This is a genomic window from Streptomyces sp. NPDC028635, from assembly GCF_040637635.1.
In the GTDB taxonomy this organism is placed as follows: Bacteria; Actinomycetota; Actinomycetes; order Streptomycetales; family Streptomycetaceae; genus Streptomyces.
Map to the genome: position 1 here is coordinate 99,274 of NZ_JBEZWX010000004.1, position 26,650 is coordinate 125,923.

Consider the following 26,650-nt stretch of genomic DNA (forward strand, 5'->3'; position numbering starts at 1 on the left):
CCGCTCTCAGGGCTGCGACCTGCAGTAACGGCTGTAGAGGAAGCCGTCCTCCTCCAGTAGGGACACCAGTGCGAAGCGGTGCGGAACGGTGACGGAGGGCCCTCCGGCGATGCGCTGGGCGTCCCCGGCGGTGAGCATCGGGGAGATCGTCAGACACAGCTCGTCGAGCACCTCGGCGGCCACCATCTGCCCGAGCAGCCGCGGTCCGCCCTCGGTCAGCAGGCGGGTGTGGCCCAGCTCGGCGAGGGCCTGCACGACGCGGACCGGGTCCACGCCGACGCCGTCGCCGGCGATGACGACCTTCGCGCCCGCCTTCTCGGCCGCCGCCCGGCGCTCCGGGGAGGACGCGGCCCCGGTGAGCACCATCGTCGGCACCACGGGCGAGGTGAACAGGGGCAGCGAGAAGTCCAGGTCCAGGCTCGCGGTGATCACGGCGATCGCGGGCACCGGGTCCTGCCCGGCGGCCTGCCGCATCCCGGCGAACTCCGCACGCACGCGTGCCGGGCGGTAGCCCTCCTGGCGCACCGTCTCGGCCCCGACGACCACCACGTCGGCCAAGGCCCGCAGCGTGCCGAAGATCCGCATGTCGGTGGCGTTGGAGATGGGCTGGGAGCGGCCCTCGTGCTGGGCGGCGCCGTCGAGGCTGGAGACCATGTTGGCCCGCAGCCAGGGCCGGGGCTGCCCGGCGGGCGGCTCGGGGTAGGCGTAGGCGGCGGCCAGCTCGGCGAAGCCCCACTCGCGGCCGCCGGTCCCGTCGGCGAAGGTCGGCAGTCCCACGGGGCCCGCACCGGACGCAGGACCCCGGCCGGACACGGCGCCGTCATGGGCCCCGGAGGCCCCGGCAGCCCCGGCGGCCACCCCCTCCTCGGAAGCCCCCCGCGGGGTCTGGACTGCTGTTTCTTCGGTCACAGGGAACAGGCGTCGCATGTCGTGCAGTCTGGCACGCCCCGTAAGCTGGGGAACCGTGTCGTCCTCCACCTCCGCCTCCGGCCTCGCCCCGATAGCCGACGCGGCCCCGCTGTCCCTGTGCGCCCGCGAGCCGCACGTCCCCGCGGACCGTCTGGTGGCCGAGATGGTGCCGCCGCCGCGGTTCGACTCGGTCCGCTTCAGCACGTACATCCCGGACCCGAACCAGCCCAGCCAGACCGAGGCCGTCCAGGTCCTGGAGTCCTTCGCGGCCGGACTCGACGGGGCGGGTGCGGGCGGCGGCGCCAAGCGCGGCCTGTTCGGCTTCGGCAAGGCGAAGGCCAGGGCGGCGAAGGCCCCGGCCGGCCCCCGCGGCGTCTACCTCGACGGCGGGTACGGCGTCGGCAAGACCCATCTGCTGGCGTCCCTGTGGCACGCCACCGCGGCCGAGCCGGAGAAGAAGGCGTTCGGCACCTTCGTGGAGCTGACCAACCTCGTCGGCGCCCTCGGCTTCCAGCAGACCGTGCAGACCCTCTCCGGTCACCGCCTGCTGTGCATCGACGAGTTCGAGCTGGACGACCCGGGCGACACCGTCCTCGTCTCCACGCTGCTCGGCAAGCTGGTCGACGCCGGTGTCGCGCTCGCCGCCACCTCCAACACGCTGCCCGGCAAGCTCGGCGAGGGAAGGTTCGCGGCCGCCGACTTCCTGCGCGAGATCCAGGGGCTGTCCGCCCACTTCCGCACCCTGCGCATCGACGGCGAGGACTACCGCCACCGCGGCCTGCCGGAGGCGCCCGCGCCGTTCACCGACGAGCAGGTCAGGCGGACCGCCCACGCCACCGCCGGCGCGTCGCTGGACGCCTTCCCGCAGCTCCTGGAGCACCTGGCCAAGGTGCACCCCAGCCGCTACGGCGCGCTGACCGACGGGCTCAAGGCGGTGTGCCTGACGGACGTGCGCCCGGTGCCGGACCAGTCCACCGCGCTGCGGCTCGTCGTCCTCGCCGACCGGCTCTACGACCGCGAGGTGCCCGTGCTCGCCTCGGGGCTGCCGTTCGACCAGCTGTTCAGCGAGGAGATGCTGAACGGCGGCTACCGCAAGAAGTACTTCCGGGCCATCTCCCGCCTCACGGCCCTGGCGCGCGACGCCAAGGGCCTGGTCGAGAAGCCGTAAGGCCCGGCCGGTACCGGTCGTCGGCGGCCTTGCCGCACTGCCGGCCTTGCGGCACCCGTGGCCGGGCGGCGATGCTGGGCCGATGCCAGGTCAGCGCAAGAGGAAGCGGCGGCAGCAGGCCGAGGTGCTGCGGGCCGTCGACCGCTTCGCACCCGAGGCGGGGCGCTGGGAGGTGCTCTTCGTCACCCGGGACGAGGCCGCGTGGCACGCCTATGTCGAGCAACTGCGCACCGAGCAGCCGCACATGGACTGGTCGGCGACGCGCGTGGACGTGATGTGCGGGCGTCTGACCCAGCCGACGACGTACCGGCTCAGCCGCTTCGTGCCGCACGGCACTCCCACGACCGCGTGACCAGCGCCGAGTTCGCGCCAAACCACCTGCCTTTTCAGGCTCTCTTCAGCTCGTAACGCGTAGTTAACCTTGCAAACGCCCTCGCACCGCTACCGTGTTCCTTGACCATTCGTTGACCAAGCGTTGGTGCGTCTATGACGCGTGAGCCGAGCGGGGGGAGGGACATGTTCCGAGGCACGACGGGCCGGCGCGTCCTGGCGGTGCTCACCGCGGTCCTGCTCGCCCTCCCCTTCTTCGCCTGCGCCCCGTCCTTCGCACAAGCGCACACGGCCCGTCATGCGGAGGCCAAGGCTCGTCCCGCTTCCGTCCTGCCCGTCACGGCTCCGCGCGAGGAGACCGTCGCCTCCCGGGACTGCGGCCACCTCCCCGGTCCGGCCGACCCGCTGCGCCCCCGCGACCGTCAGCGCACGGCCGATTCGGCGCCCCAGGCACCCGAACGCCCGCTGTCGGCACCGGACCCGGCCGCCCCGCGGCCCTCCGCAGCCGGAAGCGCCCCGCTGCACTCCCCCAGACCCGCCCCGGCCCCCACCCCGGCCGCACTCCAGGTCTTCCGCTGCTGAGAACAGAGCAGTACCCGGCAACTCCGCCCCGCGCGGAGGCAGTACACCCCACCTCTGTCCTTGAAGCCCGACGCGCCCCCCACGGCGCGCCAGGAGGAGTCACCACACATGCAGCCCCTCATCGACCACGCCCGTGCCTTCGGCCGGCGCCCCGAGGAGTTCGCCCCGCTGGCCCAGGGCCAGTCCCCGCAGGTCCTGTTCATCACCTGCTCCGATTCCCGGGTCGTCCCGGCCCTGATCACGGGCGCCCGCCCCGGCCAGCTCTTCGAACTGCGCACCGCGGGCAACATCGTCCCGCCGTACAGCCCGGGCCGGCCCACCTCGGAGGCGGCCACCATCGAATACGCCGTCACCGTGCTCGGCGTCCGCGACGTCGTCGTCTGCGGCCACTCGCACTGCGGCGCCGTCGGCGCCCTGGTGCGCGGCGACGACCTCGACGCCGTACCGGCCGTACGCGACTGGCTCGCGCATGCCGCGGAGGGCCCCGGGGCGGCCGATCCGCAGGACCCGACCGTGGCCGGGGCCGTGCAGCACCACGTGCTCGCCCAGCTGCTGCGACTGCGCTCCTACCCGTGCGTGCAGCAGCGTCTGACGGGCGGCCGGCTGAACCTGCACGGCTGGTACTACGAGGTGCACACCGGCGCGGTGCGCGAACACCGCGTGGCCACCGACTCCTTCGAGGCACTGTGAGGTCCGGCATGCGCGCCTTCCCTCATCTGCGGCAGGACTTCCTCGCCTCCATAGTCGTCTTCCTGGTCGCGGTGCCCCTGTGCGTGGGGGTCGCGGTCGCCTCGGGCGTCCCGGCCGAACTGGGCCTGGTCACCGGCATCGTGGGCGGTCTGGTCACCGGGGTCATGCCCGGCAGCAGCCTTCAGGTGTCGGGGCCGGCCGCCGGCCTGACGGTGCTCGTCTTCGAGGCCGTCAGCGAGTTCGGTGTGGGCACCCTCGGGGGGATCGTGCTGGTCGCCGGCCTGTTCCAGCTCGCCATGGGCTTCTTCGGCATCGGCCGCTGGTTCCGGGCGATATCCGTCTCGGTCGTCGAGGGCATGCTCTGCGGCATCGGCCTGGTGATCATCGCCGGGCAGATCTACGCGGCCGCCGGGCTCACCGCCCCGAAGACCGGCATCGGCAAGATCGCGGGCCTGCCCGGTGCGTTCGCCGACGCGCTCGGCAGCACCGAGGCCCTCGCCTCGCTCGCCATCGGCGCGGGCACCGTCGCCGTCATCGTGCTGTGGAAGAAGCTCCCGAAGGCGGTGCGGTCCGTGCCCGGCGCGCTCGCCGCGGTCGTCCTTGCCACGGTCGCCGCCCTCGCCCTCGATCTGCCGGTCGCCACGGTGAAGGTGGAGGGGCTGCTCGGGGTCGTCCAGCTGCCGGGAGCCGACGCCTTCGGCGACCTGGCCCAGCCGGCCATCTGGGGCACCATCGTCGCGTTCGCGCTGATCGCCTCGGCCGAGAGCCTGTTCAGCGCGGCGGCCGTGGACCGGCTGCACGACGGCCCGCGCACCCGGTACGACAAGGAGATGATCGCCCAGGGGGCCGGCAACACGGTGTGCGGTCTGCTGGGCGCGCTGCCCATGACGGCCGTGATCGTCCGCAGCTCCGCCAACGTCCAGGCGGGTGCCAGGACGAAGGCGTCACGGGTGCTGCACGGCGTGTGGCTGCTGCTGTTCGCCGCCGCGCTGCCCGCCGCGCTGGCGCTGATCCCGGTCCCGGCGCTGGCCGGCATCCTCGTCCACGCGGGCTGGAAGCTGATCCCGTTCCGCCAGATCTCCGACCTGTGGCGCGGCCACCGGGGCGAGGCGCTGATCCTCGTGGTCACGGCCGTGTCGATCGTCGCGGTGAACATGTTCGAGGGCGTGCTGATCGGTCTGGCCCTGTCCGTGGTCAAGACCGCCTGGGAGGCCTCGCACATCCGGCTGGAGATCGTCGACAAGGGCTCCGGCCCCGTCCAGGCGCACCTGTCGGGCAACGCGACCTTCCTGCGGCTGCCCAGGATCCTCGACAGCCTGGAGGCGCTCCCGCAGGACCGGCCCGTCGAGCTGGACCTCTCGGGACTGCACCATCTGGACCACGCCTGCCGAACGGCGCTCGAGTCCTGGGCCGAGCGGCACAGCGCGGTCGGCACCGAACCGGTGAAGCTGGTGAAAGTGACGACGGCGGCATAGCGCGTACGGCCGCCCGGCCACCGCCACCGTTCGTTCATGGCCGTGCCGCTGCCCGGCCTCCCGACGCGGGCTACCCGCTGCCCGGCCTCCCGACGTGAGCTTCCAGCTGCCCGGCCACCGGTCGGGGGCGTGGCCCGCGACCGGAGGCCGGGCATATCGTTGCAGGAACAGACGAAACGGACCTCTCGGTGAGGAGGTCGGCATGGTTGAGGAGCTGGTGGGGGCGATCGTGGGGGCCGGTGCGGTCAGCCTGGTGTACCTGAGCGCGGCGGCCCGCGTCGTCAAACAGTACGAGCGCGGAGTGGTCTTCCGGCTCGGCCGGCTGCGCGGTGACGTGCGGCCCCCGGGGCTGACCATGATCGTCCCCATGGTCGACCGGCTGCGGAAGGTCAACCTGCAGATCGTGACCATGCCGGTGCCGGGTCAGGAGGGCATCACCCGGGACAACGTCACGGTGCGGGTGGACGCCGTCGTGTACTTCAAGGTCGTGGACCCCACCGCGGCGGTCGTCAACGTGGAGGACTACCGCTTCGCGGTCTCCCAGATGGCGCAGACCTCGCTGCGGTCGATCATCGGCAAGAGCGAACTGGACGACCTGCTGTCCGACCGCGAGAAGCTGAACCAGGGCCTGGAGCTGATGATCGACAGCCCGGCCGTCGGCTGGGGCGTGCAGATCGACCGGGTCGAGATCAAGGACGTCTCGCTGCCCGACACGATGAAGCGGTCGATGGCCCGGCAGGCCGAGGCCGACCGTGAGCGGCGGGCGCGGATCATCAACGCCGACGCCGAGCTGCAGGCCTCGAAGAAGCTGGCCCAGGCCGCTCAGGCCATGGAGGACACGCCCTCCGCGCTCCAGCTGCGGCTGCTGCAGACGGTGATGGCGGTCGCGGCGGAGAAGAACTCCACGCTGGTGCTGCCCATTCCGGTGGAGCTGCTGCGGTTCCTGGAGAGGGGCGCCGAGCGGAACGAGCAGACGCCGAAGGAGCACGTCGAGGAGCGGGCGCCGAAGAGCCTCGCCGACGAACAGCTGCCGAAGGGCCTCGTCGGCCCCCAGCCGCCGAACGGCCTCCTCGACGAGCAGGCACCGAACGGCCTCGGCGACGCACAGGTGGCGAAGGACCACGTCGTCGAGCAGTGAGGCGGGACGTCACGTCCGGTGACACGTGCTACACGCGTGGTTCCCGCGCACGGCGGCAGATGGTAGACACGGCGGGGTCAGTAGGAGTTCCTGTGCATTTCCTGTCCGCCAGCAGGAAGGTTGCTGCCGCATGTCTGCAACTCGACGTCAGGTCCTGGCCCGTGCGAGTGCCCTGGGAGCGGGCATCGCCTTCACCGGGGCCCTGTCCGAGCTCTTCGCGGGCACCGCCGCCGCGCAGAACACGGGCCACACCGGCTACGGCCCGCTCGTCCCCGACCCGAACGGACTGCTCGACCTGCCGGAAGGTTTCCGCTACACCGTGCTCTCCCGCGAGGGCGACCCGATGCGCTCCGGTGAGGGCCCGGTCCCCTCCCACCACGACGGCATGGCCGCGTTCGCCGGCCGAGCGGGCCGCACCCATCTCGTGCGCAACCACGAGAACCGCGTCACCGCGGCCGTCCCCGTGCCCACGATCGAGGGCCTCACCTACGACCCTGCGGGCAAAGGCGGCTGTACGGCCCTGACGCTGGACCCTCGCGGTCGCGTCCTGGCCGAGCAGGTCGCCATCGCCGGCACGGCCGTGAACTGCGCCGGTGGCCGCACCCCTTGGGGCACGTGGCTGACCTGCGAGGAGACCGAGGACAAGGCCGGCACCAACGGCTACGCCAAGGACCACGGCTTCATCTTCGAGGTCCACCCGAGCGACCCGCACCGCACCGGCGCCGTCCCGCTGACCGCGATGGGGCGCTTCCAGCACGAGGCGATCGCGGTCGACCCGGGCAACGGCATCGTCTACGAGACGGAGGACGCCTTCCTCAAGCCGTTCGGCCTGTTCTACCGCTTCCTGCCGCACAAGCCGCTGGGCGGCGTCGGTTCGCTGCGGGCGGGCGGCCGGCTCCAGGCGATGCGCGTGCCCGGCGTACCGGATCTGTCCACGATCCAGGAGACCGGCGCGCGCTTCGACGGCGTGGAGTGGGTGGACGTACCCGACCCGCTCGCCGCCTCCACCCCGACCCGGCTCCAGGACTACGGCCGCGGGGGCATCACCCACGCGCAGAAACTGGAGGGCTGCTACTGGGGCGGCTCGTGCGTGTACTTCGTGTCGTCCTTCGCCCGCAGCGCGGACGGTTCGGGCGCCGACCACTACGGCCAGATCTGGCGCTACGACCCGAAGCGGCGCCGCCTGACCCTGGTGGTCGTTTTCGGGCCGGACACCGACGTGCAACTGCCCGGCGAGTCCCCGGACAACATCTGCCTGGCGCCCAGCGGCGGACTGATGGTGTGCGAGGACGGCAACGGCGCGCAGCACGTCTTCGGTGTCACACGCGGGGGCGAGGTGTACGCCATGGCCCGCGGCCGGCAGAACATCGGCACCCCCGAGCAGCCCGAGTGGGGCGAGTTCGCCGGGGTCACCTTCTCGCCCGACGGCGGCACGATGTACGTCAACTGCTACACGCCGGGCACGACGTTCGCGGTCACCGGCCCCTGGCGCCGATAGCGGACGGTCCGCAGCCGTGATCATGCCGGGACGGGGTACCCGCCCCGGCATGACGCGGAAAGAGCAGGTCAGCGGCTCGTACTGGCTGCAGACGGAACCCGGCGGCAGCCCCCGGCCCACCCTGACGGAGGACCTGACGGTCGACGTCGCCGTGATCGGCGCCGGGATGGCCGGGCTGAGCACGGCGTGGGAGCTGACCCGCGCCGGACTCGGTGTGGCCGTGCTGGAGGCCGACCGGGTCGCCGCCGGAGTGACCGGCCACACCACGGCCAAGGTCACCGCCCTGCACACCCTGATCTACGACAAGCTGCGCCGCACCCGCGGCGACGAGGCCGCGCGGCTGTACGCCCGCTCGCAGTCCGAGGCGATCGAGCGGGCCGCCGGGATCGTGGCCGAGCTGGGCATCGACTGCGACTGGGAGGAGCGCAGCGCCTACACCTACGTGCGCGACGCGGGCCGGGTGGAGGAGGTGCGCGCGGAGGCGCGGGCGGCGAAGGAGGCGGGGCTGCCGGCGTCGTTCGTGACGGAGACCGGGCTGCCGTTCCCGGTCGCGGGCGCGGTGAAGGTGACCGGGCAGGCGCAGTTCCATCCGCGCAAGTACCTGCTCGCCCTCGCCGCGGATCTCCAGGCGCGCGGCGGACGGATCCACGAGTACACGCGGGTGACCGGGCTGACCGAGGGCGAGCCGTGCCGGCTGACGACCGACGCGGGGGTCACGGTGACCGCGCGGAAGGTGGTCGTCGCCACGCACTACCCGGTGTTCGACCGGGCCCTGCTGTTCACCCGGCTCTCCCCGCGCCGCGAGCTGGTCGTGGCCGGGACGATCCCCGCCGACCGCGACCCGGACGGCATGTACATCACCCCCGACGAGAACACGCGGTCGGTGCGGACGGCTCCCTACGGCGACGGACAGCGGTTCTTGGTGGTCACCGGCCAGCACTTCACGCCCGGCACCGGTGACACCCCGGCGCTCTTCGAGGAGCTGACGGACTGGGCGGCCACGCACTTCCCCGGCGTGTACGTCACCCACCGCTGGGCCACGCAGGACAACGACCCCACCGACACCGTGCCGATGGTCGGGCTGATGCACCCCGGCGCACGGCACACCTACGTCGCCACGGGCTTCGGCGGCTGGGGGCTGAGCGGCGGCATGATGGCCGGGCGGCTGCTGACGGCGCTGATCCGGGACGAGAAGTGCGCCTGGAGCGAGCTGTACGACCCGCGCCGGCTGTCCACGGTGGTGCGGGAGGCGCCGACGTTCCTGAAGACGCAGGCCAAGGTGGCGCGGCACTTCGTCGGCGACCGGCTGCACCCGGCGAAGTCCCTGGAGGACGTCGCGCCCGGCGAGGGGGCGGTGGTCCGGGCGGGCGGCGACCGGGTCGCGGCCTACCGCGACGAGGACGGCGAGCTGCACGCCCTGTCCGCGCGCTGCACCCACCTGGGCTGCCTGGTGAACTTCAACGCGGCCGAGCGCTCGTGGGACTGCCCCTGCCACGGGTCCCGGTTCGGGATCGACGGGGAGATCCTTCAGGGGCCGGCGCTGAAGCCGCTGAAGCGGCACAAGGACTGAGCCAAGCGGCACAAGGGCTGACCTCGGCTTCGAAGCGCCGGGCGCCGCTAAGGCGGGCGCCAGGTGCCTCGACGGCGGGCGCCGGGGGCCTGAGACGGGCTCCGGGGTGCTGAAGGGTCGGGGCTCGTGCGCGCGGGCGGCTGCGGGGGGATCCGGGGCTCGTCCCGCAGCGCCCCGCGCCCCTTCCGGCCGGCCGGGGCGCCTTCGGGTTGCCTGCCGGGTGTTGCCTGCCGGGTGGGTGATCCGGCGTCGCGTCGGGCCGTCGGTGGTGCGGGGCGGGACGGTTGCGGTCATATCTTCATACCGTGATCGTTCCCCTTCGCCGTCTCACCGCGCTGTGCGCCCTCGGCGCCGCCCTCACCGCCTGCGGGACCGCCCGTACCCCCGCGCCGCACACGGCGTCCCCGCACGCCGCACGGCCGGCGCCCAGCGCGGCGTCGCCGTCGGCCGCCGTGTCCCGGCCGCCGACGCTCGCCCCCGGACCGGCCGGGCTGACGCCCGTCTTCAAGAACGGCCCGCGCACCGGGCACGGCAAGGTCGTCGCGCTGACCTTCGACGCCGACATGACGGCCGACCAGGGACCGCGCGCCGCGGCGGGCGAGCACTTCGACAACCCCGGTCTGATCAGCGCGCTGCGCACCCTGAAGGTCCCCGCGACGGTCTTCATGACGGGCCGGTGGGCACAGCAGTACCCGGCGCAGGCGCGGGCCATCGACCGCGACCCGCTGTTCGAGATCGCCAACCACTCCTTCAGCCACTACGCCTTCACCGGCGACTGCTACGGGCTGCCCACGGTCGACCCGGGCCGGATGCGCGACGACGTCGAGCGCGCCTACACCGCGTTCCGCGCGGCCGGGGTGAAGGACGCGCGGCCGTACTTCCGCTTCCCCGGCGGCTGCTACGACCGGGACGCGCTGAAGGCGCTCAGCGGTACCGGTGTGACGGCCGTGCAGTGGGACGTGGTCAGCGGTGACGCGTTCGCGACGGACGCGGACGCGGTCGTGCGGCAGGTGCTGGACGGCGTGCGGCCGGGCTCCGTGGTCGTGATGCACTGCACCCGCAGCGCCGCCCCGACGACCGAGCGGGTCGTGCGTGCCGTCGTGCCCGAGCTGCGCAAGCGCGGCTACACCTTCGTCAAGGTGTCCGAGCTGATCGGCGAGGCGAGCGGCCGGCCCTGACGCCCGTACACACGCGTGTGCCGGCGGGCCCTCTCGTACGCTGGACGCATGAGCGACGACGACGCCCCTGTCGACTACTGCCTCATCGAAGCGGCCCGGCCCCCGAAGGCCGACGGCCCGCCGTACGCCGCGTGTGTGCTGTGCCGCGAGCCCACGGAGTACCCGGAGTCGTACAAGGGCATCACGCTGTGCCCGGTGTGCGAATGGCAGGAGGCGCAGCGCACCGCCTGCTCGGGCTGAGACGCGCGGGCGAGCGCGCCGGGGCCGCTTGGCAGACTGGACGGCGTGAACAGTGAACCCACGCCCGTCCAGGACAGCCCCTTCCGCTCCGAACCCGGCGACCGCGACCTCGCCCCGCAGTACGTGCTGCCGCTGGTGGTGCGGCTGGAGAAGGCCGAGCCGCCCGCCCGTACCGACGCCCTGGAGACGGCGGCGCGCGCGGTCCTGGTGATGCTGAGCGACGAGCGCTCGCTCGGCGACGGCGAGTGGGCGCAGGCGATCCGGGACTGGCAGGACGCGCGCATCCGCAAGGTGGTGCGCCGGGCGCGCGGCGCGGAATGGCGGCGCGCCCAGGCGCTGTCCGGCATCACGGTCACCGGGAAGTCGGCCGAGGTGCGGGTGTTCCCGCCGGTGCCGCTGGACGGCTGGCCGAAGGATCTGGCCAAGTTGCAGGTCTCCGGCACCGAGCTGGACGACCCGGAGCCGCCCGCCGAGGCGGACCCGGCCGGGCCGGTGCTGTGGATGAGTCCCGACGTCGAGATGTCGGCCGGCAAGGCCATGGCGCAGGCCGGGCACGGCGCTCAGCTGGCCTGGTGGGAGCTGTCGGACGAGGAGCGGGCCGCCTGGCGGGACGCCGGTTTCCCGCTGGCCGTGCGCACCGCCGAGCCCGCGCAGTGGCGTGAACTGACCCGCTCCGGACTGCCGTTGGTGCGCGACGCGGGCTTCACCGAGATCGCGCCGGGCAGTTGCACCGTGGTCGCGGACCATCCGGCGCTGCGTTGATCACCCGTTACGGTGGGTGGGCGACGCACGGGCCGTGAGCGGCCGCCGGGACACGGGGAGTCGAGATGTCGGTGGACCGACCGATGATCAACAGCGCGGTGCCGCACTCCGCGCGCATCTGGAACTACTGGCTGGGCGGCAAGGACTGTTACGAGATCGACCGGCAGGTCGGCGACCGGATCCGCGAGGTGAATCCGGAGATCGCCGACATCGCGCGCGCCCAGCGGGCGTTCCTGCGCCGCACGGTGGCGCACCTGACGGGTGAGGCCGGCATCCGGCAGTTCCTCGACGTCGGCACGGGCCTGCCCACGCTGGACAACACCCACGAGGTGGCCCAGGGCATCGCCCCGCAGGCGCGGGTCGTGTACGTCGATCACGACCCGGTGGTGCTCTCACACGCGCACGCCCTGCTCACCTCCACCCCCGAGGGCGCCACCGACTACGTCGACGCCGACCTGTGCGACCCGGAGGTCATCCTGAAGTCGGCCCGGCGCACCCTCGACTTCGACCGGCCCGTCGCGCTGATGCTGCTGGGCATCGCGGCGCACGTGCCGGGCGAGCGCGCCCACGAGGTGGTGGACCACCTCAAGGACGCCCTGCCGGCCGGCAGCCACCTGGTGTTCTGCGACAGCACGGAGGTGTTCCACGCCGAGCGGATGCGGGCGATGGTCGAGCGCTGGAACGAGGCGAGCGACAATCCGCGGGTCAATCGCACGCCGGAGCAGCTGGGCCGGTTCTTCGACGGGTTCGAGCTGCTGCCGCCCGGGCTGGTCCCGGTCGCCGAGTGGCGTCCCGAGCCGGCCTCCACCGACCGGCGGGACGTGGACTGCTTCGGCGGCGTGGGCGTCAAGCGCTGAGCGGTCGGCCGTCGTCCAAGCTCAAATGTTGCTCTGAACCCCGGCCCGGCGCGGTTCGCCGTCCGTCGCCGGGGCCATACCCCCGTCACATCGACCGCCCGCGGTGAGCGACGAGGAGGGGGAACCATGGAGCGACTGGGCACGGGGATCGGCTGGCGGCCCGAGATCGCCGAGGCCGTCGAGCGCATGCCGGGCATCGAATGGGTCGAGGTCGTGGCGGAGAACGTCTGCCCCGGACACCTGCCCGACTCGCTGCGCCGGCTGCGTGAGCGCGGTGTCACCGTGGTGCCGCACGGTGTCTCGCTGGGCCTCGGCGGCGCCGACCGCCCCGACCCGCACCGGCTCGGCGCTCTCGCCGAACGGGCCGAAGCGCTGGGGGCGCCGCTGGTCACCGAGCACATCGCGTTCGTGCGGGCGGGCGGCGAGCTGACCGCCTCGCCCCGGCTGGAGGCCGGCCACCTGCTGCCGGTGCCGCGGACCCGGGACGCCCTGGACGTGCTGTGCGAGAACGTCCGCATCGCGCAGGACGCCCTGCCGGTTCCGCTCGCCGTGGAGAACATCGCCGCGCTGATCGCCTGGCCCGGCGAGGAGCTGACGGAGGGCCAGTTCCTGTACGAACTGGCCGACCGCACCGGGGTACGGCTGCTGATCGACGTAGCCAACCTGCACACCAACCACGTCAACCGGGGTGAGGACCCGGCCAAGGCGCTGGCCGACCTGCCGGTGGAGGCCCTGGCCTACGTCCATGTCGCGGGCGGCGTCGAGCGGGACGGCGTATGGCACGACAGTCACGCGCACCCGGTGCCGCAGCCGGTCCTTGACATCCTCACCGCGCTGGCCTCCCGCACCAGCCCGCCGGGCGTCCTGCTGGAACGGGACGACAACTTCCCCGAGCCGTCGGAGCTGGAGAGGGAGCTCGTGTCGATACGCGCCGCGGTGGAGCGGGGCCGGGCGTCGGCGACCGCGCCGGACGTCTCCCCCGCCGGGCCGCAACCGCAACCGCAGCCGCAGCCGCAGCCGGCGAGTCCTCCCGGCCTGCCGGCCGTTTCCGAGGCCACCCGGGCGCGGCTCGCGCTGGCGCAGACCGCGCTGCTGTCGGCGCTGGTCGCGGGCACGCCCGTGCCCGAGGGTTTCGACCGGGCGCGGCTGACCGTGCAGGCGCGGGCGCTGGCCGGGAAGCGGGCGGACGTGGTGGCCAAGGTCGCCCCGGAGCTGCCGGGCATCCTCGGCGCCGCCTACCGTCCGGCGTTCCTGGCCTACGCCCAGCACCACCCGATGAGCGGGGGGTACCGCCTGGACGCGCTGGAGTTCGCCGAGTCGCTGCTGCGCGGCGAAGCGCTCGCGGACGACCGGGCGCGGCGCGCGCTGCACGAGTGGTGGCGGGACCGGTCCGGGCCCCGGCCGCGCGCCCACCGCCCGGCGGTGCGGCTGGCCCGCGCCACCCGGCGGGCGCTGCTGCGCCGCTGACACCCTCCCCGGCCGGCGCCCGGGCACCACGGCCGCCCTCCCCGGCCGACGACCGGGCCGTACGGCCGTCCGCTTCTCGCAGCGCAGTACGATGCCTCTCCCCGCACCCGGGAGAAGCCCCCGGCCGTGCGGTGCCGCAAGCAGGAGAGCACCATGCGACCGCGACCCCCCGTCCAGGGCCGAGGCATTGTCAGTGGCACCGGTCTGATCATCGCCGGCCTCACCGCCACCCTCCTGGCCCTGATCGTCCCGATCTGGTCCTACGCCGACCGCCCCACGGACGACGGCAGGGGCGGCACGGCGGACACCCTGAGCACCGGATCGGCCGCGGGCACGGACGCGGGCGCGGGTACAGGCGGAGAGGACATGCTCACTCAGTACGGCGTGCTGTCCGCGCTCGACCGGGACTTCGTCTTCAAGGTGCGGCTGGCGGGCCTGTGGGAGCTGCCCGCCGGCCGGCTCGCGCAGGCGAGGGGCACCACCGACGCCGTACGCACCGCGGGGCGGCATCTGGTGGAGGGGCACACCTTCCTCGACGAGCGGGTGCGGGGCGTCGCCGCGCAGCTCGGGCTGCCCCTCCCCGACCAGCCGAACGAGCAGCAGCAGGCCTGGCTGCGGCAGTTGCGGGCGGCACGGGGCGCGGACTTCGACCGGACGTTCGCGAACATCCTGCGGCTCGCGCACGGCAGGGTGCTCACCCTGGTCGCCGAGGTCCGCGCCGGAACGCGCAACGCCCTCGTGCGCGGCCTCGCCGACGACGCCGACACGACCGTGCTGGACCACATCCGGGTGCTCGAGGCCACCGGGTACGTCGACTTCGACGCGCTGGCCCGCGACCTGGCGGCGTCCGCCTCCCCGCCCGCGTCCGTGCGACCCGGAAACGGAACGTCACATACCCACAACACTGTGTCCGGATGGTGAACAACCCATGGCGGACCGCTGAGCCCGTGACATAGAAACGCGGCATGTTCTGGGTCCTCTTCCTGCTGCTTGCCTGGGTCGTCACCGCCGTGACGTGCACCCGGCTGTGCCTGGCCGCGGTCCGCGCGGCCGCCACCGAGGCGCGGGAGGCCACCGAGGTCCGCGCACACGATCTGACGCTGTACGAGGCCGCGTTCCTCTCCGGAGGCCCCGACCGGGTCGCCGATCTCACGCTGGTGTCGATGGCCCGCCAGCGCCGGCTGCTGCTCGCGCACACCGGCTGGGCGACGGTCGTCGACCCGCGCGGGCGGGACGAGATGGAGCGGTCGGTGATAGGGGCGATCGGACCTGAGGGACAGTCGCGGATCGCGCCGGTGCGCGCCGCCACGTCCGCCGCCGACGCGGTGCGCCACCTCGCCGACCGGCTCGTGCGGGCGGGTCTGGCGCTGCCGGACGGGGCGCGCACGTCGGTCGCGGCCGGGGTGCGCCGGGTGCGGCTGGCCGCACTCGCCGTGACGGGCCTCGGTGCGGCCGCGCTGCTGACGCCGGGGCCGACCGGTGTGCCGCGCACCCTGGTCGCGATGTGGTTCGCTCTCCCCCTCGCGCTGGCCCTCGGCTGCCTGGCCCTGGCCCGGATCGAGGCACACCCCTACTCCCGCTGGGCCTCACCGGCCGGGCAACGGCTGCTGAGCGCCCTGGCGCACGGAGCCGACGGCACCGGGGACGACCTGAGACACCTGATCGCCGTCGCCGTACGCGGCATTCGCGCCGTCGGCGAACCGGATCTGCGCGCCGCGCTCGCCCACCGCGACCGGACCGGCTGAGCACCCGTACAGGGCGGGTCCCGGGGGGCGCACAGGGGGCATTGGCGCCGACACCAGCAGGGTGGTGCTTGCCTTCACCGTCAGGCGGACGAACATCCCTTGTGTTGCAGACGCGCACGAAAGGGATACGCCATGAGAGCCGCCGCCCTCTGCTCGGCCGCCGGGTCGCTGCTGCTGACCGCCCTGGCCGCCGCCCCGGCGGGCAGCGCGCCGAGCGTGTCCCCGGCCGTGCCGCCCGCGCCGGCCGGGACCACCGCCCGGGCCGCCGACACTTTGGCCGCCGGCACCCGGGGCGCCGTGGCTGCGCGGGCGGAACGCGCCGCCGAGACCCGCGGCGTGGTGGTGGCGGCCGCGCGGGCCGCCGCGCGCGGCATCGACTTCGGCGCCTGCTCGGACGCGTCCGACATGCCGGGGAGCATGCAGTGCGGCACCGTGACGGTCCCGCTCGACTACGCCCACCCCGAGGGCCTGCAGATCAAACTGGCCGTCAGCCGGGTCCAGGCCACCCACCGCGATCCGCTCAACAGCAAGCGGCGCGTGCCCCGCCAGGGCTCGCTGGTCTACAACCCGGGCGGCCCCGGCGGCGACGGGCTGTACTTCCCGCTGGTCGGCCTCACCCCGCAGTGGAAGCGGATCGCCGCCGCCTACGACCTGATCGGCTACTCGCCGCGCGGAGTGGGCCGCTCCGCTCCGCTGTCCTGCCAGGACCCGGGGCACTTCCTCAAGGCTCCGTCCCAGGCGCCGACGTACCCCTCCGCCGCGTACAAGCAGGAGCGGATCGCGCAGGCGAAGGCGTACGCGCGCGGGTGCGCCGAGCGGGCCGGCAGCGCGCTGGCGCACTACACCTCGCTGAACAACGCCCGCGATCTCGACGTCATCCGCGCCGCGCTGGGCGAGGACCGGCTGACGTTCCTGGGCGCGTCGTACGGCACGTACTTCGGCGCGCTGTACGCGACGCTGTTCCCCTCGCACGTGCGGCGGATGGTGTTCGACTCGGCGGTGAACCCCGACCCGGCGAAGATCTGGTACCGCGACAACCTCGACCAGTCGGCGGCCTTCGAGGGCCGCTGGGCGGACCTGCGGGACTGGATCGCCCGGCACGACGACGTCTACCGGCTCGGCGACACCCCCGAGAAGGTGCTCGCGAGCTACGAGCGGGCCGCGACGACGCTCGCCGCGAAACCGGCCGGCGGGAAGGTCGGACCGGCGCAGTTGCAGAACGCGTTCCTGCAGGCCGGGTACTTCGACGACTACTGGCCCTCGCGGGCGCACGCGCTGTCGGCGTATCTGAGGGGTGACGCCGAGCCGCTGATCGAGCAGGCCGCGCCGGTCACCCAGGCGGCGGCCGAGGCGGAGAACGCGAGCGCCGTCTACACGGCCGTGGAGTGCAACGACGCGCCGTGGCCGACCGACTTCCGCGTCTGGGACCGGGACAACACGCGGCTGGCGCGGGTGGCGCCGTTCGAGACGTGGGACAACGTGTGGGCGAACCTGCCCTGTGCGTACTGGCTCGCACCGCGTCAGCGGGTCCTCGATGTGCGGACGGGACCCGGCGAGTTGCCGCCCGTGCTGATCCTGGCCGCCGAACGGGACGCCGCGGCGCCCTACGACGGAGCGCTGGAGTTGCAGCGGCGGCTGTCGGGGTCCGTGCTGGTGACCGAGCGGGACGCCGGGACGCACGGGGTGGCCGGAGGGCCGAACCGGTGCGTCAACGGATATCTGGAGGCGTATCTGCTCAACGGGCGGCTTCCCGCGCGGCGCGCGTCGTGCGCGCCGCACGCGGAGCCGAAGCCCCAGGAGGAAGCCGTTACGCCAGGCCCGCGATCAGGTCGCTGACGTCCTTGCGGCGGCCCGTGAAGAACGGGACCTCCTCGCGGACGTGCATGCGGGCCTCCGAGGCGCGCAGATGGCGCATGAGGTCGACGATGCGGTACAGCTCGTCGGCCTCGAAGGCGAGGATCCACTCGTAGTCGCCCAGCGAGAACGAGGCGACCGTGTTGGCGCGCACGTCCGGGTAGCCGCGGGCCATCTTGCCGTGGTCGGCGAGCATGCGGCGGCGGTCCTCGTCCGGCAGCAGGTACCAGTCGTAGGAGCGCACGAACGGGTAGACGCTCACGTAGTTGCGGGGCGTCTCGTCGGCGAGGAACGCCGGGATGTGCGCGCGGTTGAACTCGGCGGGGCGGTGCAGCGCCATGTTCGACCAGACCGGCTCGAGGGCGCGGCCGAGCTTCGTACGGCGGAAGAGGTTGTACGCCTCCTGGAGCTGGTCGCTGGTCTCGGCGTGCCACCAGATCATGAGGTCGGCGTCGGCGCGCAGGCCGGACACGTCGTAGGTGCCGCGGATCGTCACGTCCTTCGCGGCGAGCTGGTCGAACAGCTCCTGGACCTCTTCGGCGTAGCCGGAGCGGTCCTCGGGCAGCACGTCCTTCAGCTTGAAGACGGACCACAGCGTGTAGCGGATGACCTCGTTGAGGTCCTTGGCCAGCTTGCCCTTGTTCGGAATCCGGTCGGGGGCAGTGGTGGGGGCGTCGTCACTCATGGCCCTATTCTCCCGCTCCGCCGTGCAGGCTCTGCACCGGGTGGGCGGTGAGCTCCTGCACAGCTCGCAGATCGCCGCCGAGCTGGTCGACGGCGGCGTACGCGCTCGCGATGCACGCGGGGATGCCGACGCCGTCGTACTGCGCGCCGCACACCGCGAGGCCGGGCAGGCGGGAGACGTGCTCGCGGACGCGGGCCACGCGCGCGTGGTGGCCGACGGGGTACTGGGGCAGGCCGTCGTCCCAGCGGGTGACGCGGGTGGCGAGCGGGGTGGCGTCGAGTCCGGTGGCCTCCTTCAGGTCCTGCCGGGAGACCTCGACCAGCTCGGCGTCGTCGCGCCGGAGGATCTCCGTCTCGCCGTGCCGGCCGACCGAGGTGCGCACCACCAGCACGTCGGGGTCCTCGTCGGCGATCCAGCCCCACTTGTTCGACGCGAAGGTGGACGCCTTGATCGTGCGCCCGTCGACCGGCGGGACGAGGAAGCCGCTGCCGTCGGGCAGCCGGGTCCCGGCGCGCCGGTAGGCGAGGGTGATCAGGGCCATGGAGGCGTACTCGACGGTGCGCAGCTCGGCGGCGGCCTGCGGGGACTCGGCGGCCAGCAGACGCGCGGCGGCGGGTGCCGGGACGGCGAGGACCACGGCGTCCGCGTGCAGGGCGCGCTCGCCGGCCGTGACGCGCCAGCCGCCGGGTTCCCGGCGCAGCTCGGTCACGGGCGTGCCGGTGGTGATCTCGCCGCCGCGCGCCCGTACCGCGTCGGCGACCGCGAGCGGCAGGGAGCCGATGCCGCCGGCGATGCCCATGAACACGGGCCCGGTCTGCTGGTGCGCGGCGGCCCTGGCCTGGATCTCGCGGACGGCCTCGGTCAGTGAGGTGTGGGTCCGGGCGGCCTGGAAGAGCTGGGGGACGGCCGAGCGCAGGGAGATGCGGTAGGCGTCGCCCGCGTAGACCCCGCCGAGCAGGGGCTCGACGAGGCGGTCGACGACCTCGCGGCCGAGGCGCCGCGCCACGTACTCCCCCACCGCCACGTCGTCGCCGACCTCGGTGCGCGGCAGCTCGGCGTCCCGCTCGATGCGGGCCAGGCCCTCCTCGGACAGGACGCCCGCGAGGGCGGAGGCGGTGCCGGGGACGCCCATGACGTGGCCCTTGGGCATGGGGCGCAGGGCGCCGCGGGTCCAGATCGAGGCCGTCGCGGTGGACGGGGGCTGGAGGCGGTCGGCGAGTCCGACCTCGCGGGCGAGGTCCACGGCCTCGGGGCGGCGGGCGAGCATCGACTCCGCGCCGAGGTCGACGCGGACGCCGGCGATCTCGCCGGGCAGCAGCTTGCCGCCGACGCGGTCGGAGGCCTCCAGGACGCTCACGCGGGCGCCGCGGTCCAGCAGCCGGTGGGCTGCGGTCAGCCCGGCGATGCCGGCTCCGATGACGACGACGTGGTGCGTACCCGTTGCGCTCATGTCCCCACTCTCTCAAACGCCACTGACAGCGCCGGTGTCCGGGCCGAGTCCGGACCGTGACCGCTTCGGAACCGCCGGCCGCAAACGCCGCGCCCCGCCCGGGCGTCGAAGGAGCGTTGCGTCACGACCACCCGGGGGGTTCGACCCTGATGCGTTCACGACATTCCGTACGACGGCCCGTGCCCGTCCTGGCCGGCCTGCTGCTGGCCGCCGCGCTCGCCCTGACCGGGTGCGGCGCCGCCGGCGACGCGGGCGACGCGAAGAGCGACTCCGCAGCCGGTCCCGCCGCCGGGCCGGAGGACGCCGCCGCCGGTTCCGCTCGGGCGGCGGACAGCGCCGCGGGGGCCGCCCAAGGGGCCGGTGCCGGTACCGGCAGGGCCACCGCGCCGCCGCAGCCCGCCGCGGACCGGATCATCCGCACGGCCACGCTGACCGTGCAGGTCAAGGATGTGTCCAAGGCCCTCGACGGGGCCCGGTCCGCCGCGCAGGACGCCGGCGGTTACGTCGGTGACGAGACGACCACCCGCGACGAGGACGGGGGCGAGCAGACGCGCGTGGTGCTGCGCGTGCCTGTCGGGAAGTACGACACGGTGCTCGCCGCGCTCCAGGGCGCGGGCCGCCTGATGGAACGCGAGTCCAAGGCGCAGGACGTCACGGACCAGGTCGTCGACGTGGAGAGCCGGATCCGCTCGCAGCGGGCCAGCGTGGCACGGGTGCGGGAGCTGATGGACCGGGCGGCGAGACTCAGCGACGTGGTGGAGCTGGAGGGCGAGCTGAGCCGCCGGCAGGCCGATCTGGAGGCGCTGCTGGCCCGGCAGGCGTCGCTGAAGGACCGCACGAGCCTGGCGACGATCACCCTGTCGCTGCACGAGAAGCCGGTGCCGAGCGCGCACGAGGACGAGGATCCCCCGGGGTTCGTGGACGCGCTGGCCGGCGGCTGGGGCGCGTTGGTGACGATGCTGCGCTGGATCGCCGTGGCGCTGGGCGCGGCGCTGCCCTTCCTCGCGGTGGCGGCGCTGCTCCTGACGGCGTGGCTGCGGCTGGCGCGGCCTCGGCTGAGGGACCGCGGGCGGGACTGAAATGGCGTGTGCGTCTAGCGTGTTCGCATGACCATGACGGGTGCGGCACGGGGTGCGCGAGAACGACTGGTGGTGATCGGCGGCGACGCCGCGGGGATGTCCGCGGCGTCGCAGGCCCGTCGGCTCAAGGGGCCGGACGAGCTGGAGATCGTGGCGTTCGAACGCGGCCACTTCACTTCCTATTCGGCGTGCGGCATCCCGTACTGGGTCGGCGGTGACGTCGCCGAGCGGGACGAGCTGATCGCCCGCAGCCCCGAGGAGCACCGGGCGCGCGGCATCGATCTGCGCATGCGGACCGAGGTCGTGCGGATCGACGTGGCCGAGCGGCGGGTACGCGCGCGTGACGTGGACTCGGGGGCCGAGTCGTGGACGTCGTACGACAAGCTCGTGATCGCGACGGGGGCGCGGCCGATCCGTCCTCGGATGCCGGGTGTGGACGCGCCGGGGGTGCACGGCGTGCAGACCCTCGACGACGGGCAGGCGCTGCTCGACACGCTGGCACGCACGCGTGGGCGGCGCGCGGTGGTCGTCGGCGCCGGGTACATCGGCGTGGAGATGGCCGAGGCGCTGATCAAACGCGGGTACGAGGTGACCGTCGTCAACCGGGGCAGCGAACCGATGTCGACGCTGGACGCCGACATGGGCCGCCTGGTGCACGAGGCGATGACCGGCCTCGGCATCACCATGGTCGACGACACCGAGGTCACCAAGGTGCTCACCGGGGACGACGGCCGGGTGCGCGCGGTGGCGACCGGGAGCGGGGAGTTCCCGGCGGACGTGGTGGTGCTCGGCATCGGCGTGCGCCCCGAGACGACGCTGGCGCGCGCGGCGGGCCTGCCGCTGGGCCGGCACGGGGGGCTGCTGACGGACCTGTCGATGCGGGTGCGCGGGCACGAGGACATCTGGGCCGGCGGTGACTGCGTCGAGGTGCTCGATCTGGTCTCCGGGCAGGAGCGGCACATCGCGCTCGGCACCCACGCCAACAAGCACGGACAGGTCATCGGCACCAACGTGGGCGGCGGCTACGCCACCTTCCCCGGTGTGGTCGGCACGGCGGTCAGCAAGGTGTGCGACCTGGAGATCGCGCGGACCGGGCTGCGGGAGAAGGACGCCCGCAGGGCCGGCCTGCAGTTCGAGACGGTGACGATCGAGTCGACGAGCCGTGCGGGCTACTACCCCGGCGCCTCCCCCATGACGGTGAAGATGCTCGCCGAGCGCCGCACGGGCCGTCTCCTCGGGGTGCAGATCGTCGGCCGCGAGGGCGCCGCCAAACGGGTGGACATCGCGGCGGTGGCCCTCACGGCCGGTCTGACGGTGGAGCAGATGACGGCGCTGGACCTCGGGTACGCGCCGCCGTTCTCCCCCGTGTGGGACCCGGTGCTGGTGGCGGCGCGCAAGGCGGCACGGGCGGTGGGCCGGCCGGCCTGAGGGGCCGCGGGACCCTGTTCCTCGTGCGGCCGCGCCGTGTGAGCCGGGCCGGCGCCCGGCGTCACCGCCGCCCTGGTGACGGTCTCGCGCCCGGAGGCGCGCTCCTTCAAGGACGTGCCGCCCGGCCCGCACACGCGGCGTTCCTCAGGCCGTCGTGCTGATCCTGGGCAGCGCCGACACCGCCGCGGCCGGCTGTTCACCGGCCGGCTTGGCGTGCGCGGCGACGGGCCGGGACCGCAGCCGGTGGCTCACCGCCTCGTCCAGCGTCACCGGCCGCTGCGCCTGGGCGGCCAGCCGCCCCGCCTCCTGACCCAGCCGGGCGACGTCCTCCCAGGCCAGCCGGAGCACCACGGCCAGTTCCGCCTCGCCGTCGGGCAGCGCGTGCATCGCGGGAGTGACTCGGTCGTTCATCTGTGTGTCCCCTCGTCGGCCCCGCGGCGTGCCTTCCCCGCACCGCGGGCGGTTGAGCAGACATACGCGGGAACGAGCGCGCACGTTCACCGATTCGCCCGCCGCTGTGCGGGCAGTAGTGTCACGTGGTCATCCCCGTCCATGACGTGAACCCCGTGCGCCGCACCCCCTGGGTGACGTACGCGCTGATCGCCGCCAACGTGCTCGTGTTCCTGTTCACGCCCGGCCTCGCCGGGTCCGTGGCGGGCGAGAGCAGCCAGGCGCAGCTGTGCCATCTGCACGCGTTCCTGGATCACTGGGCGGCCGTGCCGCGCGAGCTGATCCACCACCAGATGCCGCAACTGGTGCCCACCGGGGACGTCGGCATCGGCCCGCACGGCCCGGGCTGTGTGATCGCTCCCGCGCACTACGACAAGTCGCCGGTGCTGAGCGTGTTCACGGCGATGTTCCTGCACGGCAGCTGGCTGCATCTGCTGGGCAACATGCTGTTCCTGCTGATCTTCGGCAACAACGTCGAGGACCGCATGGGGCACGTGCGCTTCGCGCTCTTCTACGTCGTCTGCGGCTACGCCGCCGGATACGGCTTCGCGCTGCTCAACTCCGGCTCCGGGGAGCCGCTGATCGGCGCGTCCGGAGCGATCGCCGGGGTCCTCGGGGCGTACCTGGTGCTGTACCCGAAGGCCCGGGTGTGGGTCCTCGTGCCCTTCCTGATCTTCCTGCCTCTGCGGCTGCCCGCCTGGCTGGTGCTGGGCTTCTGGTTCGTGCTCCAGGCGGTGTACTCCGCCGGCGAGGGCGTCTCGGCGGCCGGCACCGTGGCGTACGCGGCGCACGTCGTCGGCTTCCTGGCGGGCATGCTCATCGCCCTGCCGCTGCGCCCGGGCACCCCACCGCCGCCGGAGCCGCGCGGCCTGCTGTTCGGCAGGAACGCGCGGCCCCGTCAGTCGTGGTGAGCGCCCGTCAGCGGGCGGTCCGCGTGTGGACGTACTCCACGAGCCGGGTGAGGGCGTCGGGGTCGGTGGACGGCATGACACCGTGACCGAGGTTGAACACGTGGCCCTCCAGGGAGGCGGCCGAGTCCAGCACCTCGCGGGTCTTGGCCTCGACGGCGGCCTGCGAGGCGAACAGGACCGTCGGGTCGAGGTTGCCCTGGAGCGCCTTGCCGGGGCCGACGCGGCGCGCGGCCTCGTCGAGCGGGACGCGCCAGTCGACGCCGACGACGTCCGCGCCGGCCTCGCCCATCAGGCCGAGCAGCTCACCGGTGCCGACGCCGAAGTGGATGCGCGGCACGCCGTAGTCCTCGACGGCCCGGAAGACCTTGGCGGAGGCGGGCAGCACCGAGCGGCGGTAGTCGACGGGGGCGAGGGCGCCGGCCCAGGAGTCGAAGAGCTGCACGGCGGAGGCGCCCGCCTCGATCTGCACCTTCAGGAAGGCGGAGGTGATGTCCGCGAGCCGGTCCAGCAGGTCGGCCCACAGCTCGGGGTCGCCGTACATCATCGCCTTGGCGTTCTCGTACGTGCGCGACGGGCCGCCCTCGACGAGGTAGCTCGCGAGGGTGAACGGGGCGCCCGCGAAACCGATCAGCGGGGTGGCGCCGAGCTCGGCGGTGAGCAGCCCGATGGCCTCGGTGACGTAGGGGACGTCCTCGGGGGTGAGGTCGCGGAGCTGCGCGAGGTCGGCGCGGGTGCGGATCGGGTGCTGCACCACCGGGCCGACGCCGGGCTTGATGTCGAGGTCGACGCCGATGGCCTTCAGGGGCACGACGATGTCGCTGAAGTAGATCGCCGCGTCCACGCCGTGCCGCCGCACCGGCTGCAGCGTGATCTCGGTGACCAGGTCGGGCCGCATGCAGGAGTCGAGCATGCCGACGCCCTCGCGCACCTTGCGGTACTCCGGCAGGGAGCGCCCGGCCTGCCGCATGAACCACACCGGCGTGTGCGGCACGGGCTCGCGCCTGCACGCCTTCAGGAAGGCGCTGTCGTACGTCGCTGTCGGCTGCTTGCCCGAGGGGCTTCCGTTGGCACTCACGACGGCAAGTCTCGCATGGCGCACCGGGGCCGCCGCCCGCACCCGCCCGGCAACCGGGTCGGCCGACGAGGGGTGTCTTGCCCTGCGCGAGGGCCCGCTTCCCCTTACTCTTCCCCGCATGGCTGCGGCTCAGGGACGACTGTCGGACGGCGCTGACGGAATGGACGACGCGAGGGACACGGGGGAGGCACGGGGGGGCACAGCGGTTCCGCTGCCCTTCCGGGCCGCCGTCGACGCGCTGCGCACCGCGCGGCTGCGCCCCCAGGTGGAGATCGAGCCGACACCGGCCCCGCAGCGGCTCGCGCCGTTCGCGTACGCGCTGGAGGCCGCGGTGGTCGACGGCGAGCAGGATCTGGCCGACGGGCGGCTGGTGCTGCTGCACGATCCGGCGGGGCACGACGCCTGGCGCGGCACGTTCCGGCTGGTGACGCTGGTGCGGGCGGAGCTGGAGCCGGAGATGGCCGCCGACCCGCTGCTGCCCGAGGTGTGCTGGTCGTGGCTGACCGGGGCGCTGACGGCACGGGGGCTGGCGTTCGGCGAGCCGAGCGGCACCGTCACCCGGGCGGGCTCCCACTACTTCGGGGGGCTGTCGAGCCGTCCGCCCGCCTCCCAGATCGAGATCCGCGCGTCCTGGACGCCCCGCGAGGGGCTCGGCGGAGTACCGGACACGGCGGCGCATCTGGGCGCCTGGTGCGATCTGCTGGCCCAGGTCGGAGGACTGCCGCCGGCCGGCCCCGGTGACGCGTCGGTGGTCACGCTGCCGCAACGGCGGGGGCCGCAGTCACGCTGAGCGGCACGGAGCCGCACTGAAGCCACTCGCCCCTGCCTCGAAGCCACTCGTCCCCGCCTCCAAGCCACTCGTCCCCGGCCGGATCACCGGCCGGGGACGAGTGGCTTGGGGCGGGCGCCGTCCCGGCGCTGCCGGCCCCCGGCCGGTGTCCCGGCACTCCTCGCTTCACCCACGGAACGGGTTTGCGGCCGCCGCTTGACCGTCACTTTGTCGATACGGCCACTTTCAGTCACGAGAACCACTCGAACGAACTGATTCGTGCACCGAACGATCGACCGCATGTCCGAATTGCACAGATTGTTACTCACTAAATCGTGATCTTTCTCTAAAGGGCCCGGGCTTCGCTGCCGAAGACGACTGTGACCTTGAAAGCCGTCCCGCCCCTCAGGAGGCCTGGTGTCCGTTCTCCTCGAGCAGCCCTCAAGCCTGGTCGCCTACCGCCCGAACAAGCCCACCGCCATGGTCGTCGTCGCCGACCCCCGCGTCCGCTCCACCGTCACCCGCCACCTGTGGGCGCTCGGCGTCCGCGACGTCATCGAGGCCTCGTCCATCGCCGAGGCCCGCCCCCGAGTCGGCAACCCCAGAGACATCTGCGTCGCCGACGTCCACCTGCCGGACGGCTCCGGCCTCACCCTGCTGTCCGAGACCCGCGCCGCGGGCTGGCCCAACGGGCTCGCCCTGTCCGCCGCGGACGACATCGGCGCCGTGCGCAACGCCCTCGCGGGCGGAGTCAAGGGCTACGTCGTCACCGGCACCCGTACCGCCGTCGGGCTCCCCACCCGCCCCGGTGCCGCTCCCATCGGCGCGGCCGCCGCCCGCCTCCACCGCCGCCCCCCGGGTGCCCCGAGCCACCCGGGCGGCTACCGCGAGCTGTCCGGTCGCGAGGTGGAGGTCCTGCGGCTGGTGGCGGAGGGCCAGTCGAACAAGGCCATCGGCGTCTCCATGGGCCTGTCCGCGCTGACCGTCAAGAGCCACCTCGCCCGCATCGCCCGCAAGCTGGGCACGGGCGACCGCGCCGGAATGGTCGCCGTGGCCCTGCGCACCGGCATCATCCACTGACCGGTCCCGGCGTCATCCCCTGACCGAATCCGGCATCATCCGACCGACCGACCCCGACCGATCGTGCACCGCTTCCGCCGCACTGATCACGTCCCCCTCCCCCCACCGATCATTCACCGGCGTGAACGGGACCGCCCCCCGCTCCCGGACCACGCCCCCAGCGGATCGTGAACCCGGCATGACAGCCCGCTGACCGGTTTACGACCCCCCGGGGGGCGGGGGGGGGGGAGCTGGGCGCGCGCCTTGCGCACGCCGCTCCA

At 73.6% G+C, this 26,650-nt stretch carries 26 protein-coding genes; 21 read left to right on the forward strand and 5 right to left on the reverse strand.

Translation table 11 applies throughout. From position 1 onward, the window contains the following. Window positions 1-6 precede the first annotated feature (6 nt). Window positions 7-777, reverse strand: coding sequence for a pyrimidine reductase family protein (locus tag AB0E88_RS06225; RefSeq protein WP_361624628.1), 771 nt, complete (start codon window positions 775-777; stop codon window positions 7-9). A 187-nt stretch (window positions 778-964) separates the two neighbouring features. Here AB0E88_RS06225 and zapE point away from each other — a divergent pair, with 187 nt between their 5' ends. The 16 genes from zapE to AB0E88_RS06305 all read left to right on the forward strand — a co-directional run bounded on the left by zapE (window position 965) and on the right by AB0E88_RS06305 (window position 17,445). Beyond that, complete coding sequence (zapE, locus tag AB0E88_RS06230) at window positions 965-2,077, forward strand: cell division protein ZapE (protein ID WP_361624631.1); 1,113 nt, start codon at window positions 965-967, stop codon at window positions 2,075-2,077. Window positions 2,078-2,159: 82 nt separating this feature from the next. Then, complete coding sequence (locus tag AB0E88_RS06235) at window positions 2,160-2,429, forward strand: hypothetical protein (protein ID WP_361624634.1); 270 nt, start codon at window positions 2,160-2,162, stop codon at window positions 2,427-2,429. A gap of 164 nt (window positions 2,430-2,593) precedes the next feature. Further along, window positions 2,594-2,989, forward strand: coding sequence for a hypothetical protein (locus AB0E88_RS06240; RefSeq protein WP_361624637.1), 396 nt, complete (start codon window positions 2,594-2,596; stop codon window positions 2,987-2,989). A 108-nt stretch (window positions 2,990-3,097) separates the two neighbouring features. Next, on the forward strand, window positions 3,098-3,679 hold the full coding sequence (locus AB0E88_RS06245) for a carbonic anhydrase (protein WP_361624640.1): 582 nt from the start codon (window positions 3,098-3,100) through the stop codon (window positions 3,677-3,679). Between the two features lie 8 nt (window positions 3,680-3,687). Then, window positions 3,688-5,154: a SulP family inorganic anion transporter gene (locus AB0E88_RS06250; protein WP_361624643.1), complete on the forward strand. Its 1,467-nt coding sequence runs from the start codon at window positions 3,688-3,690 to the stop codon at window positions 5,152-5,154. A gap of 202 nt (window positions 5,155-5,356) precedes the next feature. Next, window positions 5,357-6,292, forward strand: coding sequence for a slipin family protein (locus AB0E88_RS06255; protein WP_361624646.1), 936 nt, complete (start codon window positions 5,357-5,359; stop codon window positions 6,290-6,292). Window positions 6,293-6,422: 130 nt separating this feature from the next. Continuing rightward, window positions 6,423-7,790 (forward strand): PhoX family protein, encoded by a 1,368-nt coding sequence (locus AB0E88_RS06260; RefSeq protein ID WP_361624649.1) that lies wholly within the window; start codon window positions 6,423-6,425, stop codon window positions 7,788-7,790. A gap of 49 nt (window positions 7,791-7,839) precedes the next feature. Next, entirely contained in the window at window positions 7,840-9,360 is a 1,521-nt protein-coding gene (locus tag AB0E88_RS06265) for an FAD-dependent oxidoreductase (protein ID WP_361624652.1), read from the forward strand. Between the two features lie 305 nt (window positions 9,361-9,665). After that, window positions 9,666-10,538 carry a polysaccharide deacetylase family protein gene (locus AB0E88_RS06270; protein ID WP_361624655.1) on the forward strand — a complete coding sequence of 291 codons (873 nt, stop codon included), beginning with the start codon at window positions 9,666-9,668 and terminating at the stop codon, window positions 10,536-10,538. A 48-nt stretch (window positions 10,539-10,586) separates the two neighbouring features. Further along, a complete protein-coding gene (locus AB0E88_RS06275; protein WP_361624658.1) occupies window positions 10,587-10,778 on the forward strand; it encodes a hypothetical protein in 192 nt (63 codons plus the stop codon). 45 nt (window positions 10,779-10,823) lie between these two features. Next, window positions 10,824-11,540, forward strand: coding sequence for an aminoacyl-tRNA hydrolase (locus tag AB0E88_RS06280; RefSeq protein ID WP_361624661.1), 717 nt, complete (start codon window positions 10,824-10,826; stop codon window positions 11,538-11,540). A gap of 65 nt (window positions 11,541-11,605) precedes the next feature. Further along, on the forward strand, window positions 11,606-12,397 hold the full coding sequence (locus AB0E88_RS06285; RefSeq protein WP_361624664.1) for an SAM-dependent methyltransferase: 792 nt from the start codon (window positions 11,606-11,608) through the stop codon (window positions 12,395-12,397). Window positions 12,398-12,523: 126 nt separating this feature from the next. Next, on the forward strand, window positions 12,524-13,864 hold the full coding sequence (locus AB0E88_RS06290) for a DUF692 domain-containing protein (RefSeq protein WP_361624667.1): 1,341 nt from the start codon (window positions 12,524-12,526) through the stop codon (window positions 13,862-13,864). 153 nt (window positions 13,865-14,017) lie between these two features. After that, window positions 14,018-14,785: a DUF4142 domain-containing protein gene (locus AB0E88_RS06295; protein ID WP_361624670.1), complete on the forward strand. Its 768-nt coding sequence runs from the start codon at window positions 14,018-14,020 to the stop codon at window positions 14,783-14,785. A gap of 44 nt (window positions 14,786-14,829) precedes the next feature. Further along, window positions 14,830-15,609 carry a TIGR04222 domain-containing membrane protein gene (locus AB0E88_RS06300; RefSeq protein ID WP_361624673.1) on the forward strand — a complete coding sequence of 260 codons (780 nt, stop codon included), beginning with the start codon at window positions 14,830-14,832 and terminating at the stop codon, window positions 15,607-15,609. A 132-nt stretch (window positions 15,610-15,741) separates the two neighbouring features. Beyond that, window positions 15,742-17,445, forward strand: a complete 1,704-nt coding sequence (locus tag AB0E88_RS06305; protein WP_361624676.1) for an alpha/beta hydrolase — start codon at window positions 15,742-15,744, stop codon at window positions 17,443-17,445. Here AB0E88_RS06305 and hemQ read toward each other — a convergent pair. Beyond that, the gene (gene hemQ, locus AB0E88_RS06310; RefSeq protein ID WP_361624679.1) at window positions 17,417-18,148 is read right to left on the reverse strand and encodes a hydrogen peroxide-dependent heme synthase; all 732 of its coding nucleotides are present in this window, start codon (window positions 18,146-18,148) and stop codon (window positions 17,417-17,419) included. The genes AB0E88_RS06305 and hemQ overlap by 29 nt on opposite strands. A 4-nt stretch (window positions 18,149-18,152) precedes the next feature. Then, on the reverse strand, window positions 18,153-19,598 hold the full coding sequence (gene hemG, locus AB0E88_RS06315; RefSeq protein ID WP_361624682.1) for a protoporphyrinogen oxidase: 1,446 nt from the start codon (window positions 19,596-19,598) through the stop codon (window positions 18,153-18,155). Between the two features lie 149 nt (window positions 19,599-19,747). Between hemG and AB0E88_RS06320 the strand changes: the two genes are divergently transcribed. Further along, window positions 19,748-20,677: a DUF4349 domain-containing protein gene (locus AB0E88_RS06320; RefSeq protein ID WP_361624685.1), complete on the forward strand. Its 930-nt coding sequence runs from the start codon at window positions 19,748-19,750 to the stop codon at window positions 20,675-20,677. 27 nt (window positions 20,678-20,704) lie between these two features. Beyond that, the gene (locus tag AB0E88_RS06325) at window positions 20,705-22,105 is read left to right on the forward strand and encodes an FAD-dependent oxidoreductase (protein WP_361624688.1); all 1,401 of its coding nucleotides are present in this window, start codon (window positions 20,705-20,707) and stop codon (window positions 22,103-22,105) included. A 144-nt stretch (window positions 22,106-22,249) separates the two neighbouring features. Here the strand turns inward: AB0E88_RS06325 and AB0E88_RS06330 are convergent, their stop codons facing one another. Beyond that, the gene (locus AB0E88_RS06330; RefSeq protein ID WP_361624691.1) at window positions 22,250-22,516 is read right to left on the reverse strand and encodes a hypothetical protein; all 267 of its coding nucleotides are present in this window, start codon (window positions 22,514-22,516) and stop codon (window positions 22,250-22,252) included. Between the two features lie 125 nt (window positions 22,517-22,641). Between AB0E88_RS06330 and AB0E88_RS06335 the strand changes: the two genes are divergently transcribed. After that, the gene (locus AB0E88_RS06335; protein ID WP_361624694.1) at window positions 22,642-23,466 is read left to right on the forward strand and encodes a rhomboid family intramembrane serine protease; all 825 of its coding nucleotides are present in this window, start codon (window positions 22,642-22,644) and stop codon (window positions 23,464-23,466) included. Between the two features lie 7 nt (window positions 23,467-23,473). On the opposite strand, the gene hemE is transcribed toward AB0E88_RS06335, so the two are convergent. Next, window positions 23,474-24,541 (reverse strand): uroporphyrinogen decarboxylase, encoded by a 1,068-nt coding sequence (gene hemE / locus AB0E88_RS06340; RefSeq protein ID WP_361624697.1) that lies wholly within the window; start codon window positions 24,539-24,541, stop codon window positions 23,474-23,476. A gap of 118 nt (window positions 24,542-24,659) precedes the next feature. Between hemE and AB0E88_RS06345 the strand changes: the two genes are divergently transcribed. Both AB0E88_RS06345 and AB0E88_RS06350 read left to right on the forward strand, forming a co-directional pair. After that, entirely contained in the window at window positions 24,660-25,331 is a 672-nt protein-coding gene (locus tag AB0E88_RS06345) for a DUF3000 domain-containing protein (protein ID WP_361624700.1), read from the forward strand. A gap of 396 nt (window positions 25,332-25,727) precedes the next feature. Continuing rightward, a complete protein-coding gene (locus AB0E88_RS06350) occupies window positions 25,728-26,390 on the forward strand; it encodes a response regulator transcription factor (protein WP_361624703.1) in 663 nt (220 codons plus the stop codon). Window positions 26,391-26,650 lie beyond the last annotated feature (260 nt).